The sequence below is a fragment of the Arsenicibacter rosenii genome, assembly GCF_001870735.1.
In the GTDB taxonomy this organism is placed as follows: domain Bacteria; phylum Bacteroidota; class Bacteroidia; order Cytophagales; family Spirosomataceae; genus Arsenicibacter; species Arsenicibacter rosenii.
The window spans coordinates 1-1387 of sequence record NZ_MORL01000142.1; the positions used below are offsets into that span (position 1 = coordinate 1).

Annotated in this window: 2 protein-coding genes; both read right to left on the reverse strand. The window is 55.9% G+C overall.

Features of this window, described 5'->3' with window-relative positions; translation table 11 throughout:
- A partial coding sequence (locus BLX24_RS30405) for a DUF7133 domain-containing protein (RefSeq protein ID WP_445422164.1) occupies positions 1–416 on the reverse strand: 416 nt, incomplete at its 3' end.
- Between the two features lie 48 nt (positions 417–464).
- A partial coding sequence (locus tag BLX24_RS33070; protein ID WP_510185440.1) for a DUF8769 domain-containing protein occupies positions 465–1387 on the reverse strand: 923 nt, incomplete at its 5' end.

Sequence of the window (1387 nt, forward strand, 5' to 3'; positions counted from 1 at the left end):
TCCATTTTGCCGTCGTTGTTGGTGTCTTCCAGCAGCATGACGCGGCTCTTCGCATCTTTGGTGCCCGTACCGTCGGCGTCCTGGGTATAGGTTTCCATCTGCGCGACATACATGCGGGCGTTGCCGTCCCAGGCAATGGCCACGGGTTCGGTAATCATGGGCTCGGCGGCCACCAGTTCCATGTGGTAGCCCGGGGGCAGCACAAACGCCTGGCGGCTTTGTTCGGGCGTCAGCGGAACGGTCGAAAACGGGGCAAGCGGCAGGGCTTCGTCCTTGTCGGTTTGCCGGACTGTTTCGGTTCTTTGGGCGACCGTGGTGGTAGATGTTGTGGTGATGGTCGTCGTGGTTTGTACCTTGCAGGCATAAATCAGCGCCGTCAGTCCGGAAACATACAGGAAAATGTACGTCGATTTCATGGAAATGTTCTCGTGTCGGGTTTAGGATCAGACGATTAAACGTCCGGTTTAAGGAGTCGGGGTAATTTGAAGCAAAGGCTTCGACAGGTCCTGGTCTACCGGAATTTCGTAACTAATCTTTATCAGGTTCGCATACGGCTCGGCAATGGCGAAGTCTTTTTGCCCGGCTTTTGCGTCAAGGCGTTCTTTACCAATCAGGGTAAGGGTGGTCCGGATACCCAACCCGAACGTTGAAAACGCCCATACGGCACCGGAAAAGGTATCCGTAGTTGCATCTGGGTCGTAGACCAGCAGGTCGAGCCGACGGGCCTGCGGGTCGCTGCTGAACACCTGCATCGTTGTCTGACTGACCACCACATTGGTCATGCCGTCGCCGGGCACCAGCAGCCAGCCGGTTTTGCCGTTTGCGGTCTTCCAGTGGATGGTACCTGTTTTGATCTGATCCCATTTCCGGCGCATACCCGCAACGCCCCCCATCATCCAGTCACGGTTTATGACGGCCGTTACCCGTTTAAGGGCCTCCCCTTTGTAGGCGTTGGGTACCAGCCGCTCCAGAAACCGGGGGGCAGTAAAGGTATGCAGGGCAGACAGGTCGGCTGTCGGAATCGAAAGCCCTAACAGGTAAATCGGCGCTATGTTGCTCATTTCGCCGTATTTCGGCGATTTTATCGGAATGGGCAGGGGCGAAGCAGCCTCATTGTTCAGGGCAACGGCGATCCACAACCCCATGATCGACGTGTACTGCTGCATGTCCATACCATAGCCCCTGAAGTAGGGACCGGCCATGTTTTTAAGGGCGGGGTTGTAGAAGGTAGCGGCTTCGTGCCAGAACGCGGCTTCCAGGGTTTTGCCCATGCCTTTCATTTCTTCTGAAAAAGCCAGCTCCCGCCACAGGGCAATGGCTACGAGTGTAACCCCGTAATACGTCGGTGAATTGTATTCGCTGAACGTTTGGTGTTGTTGGTACAGGG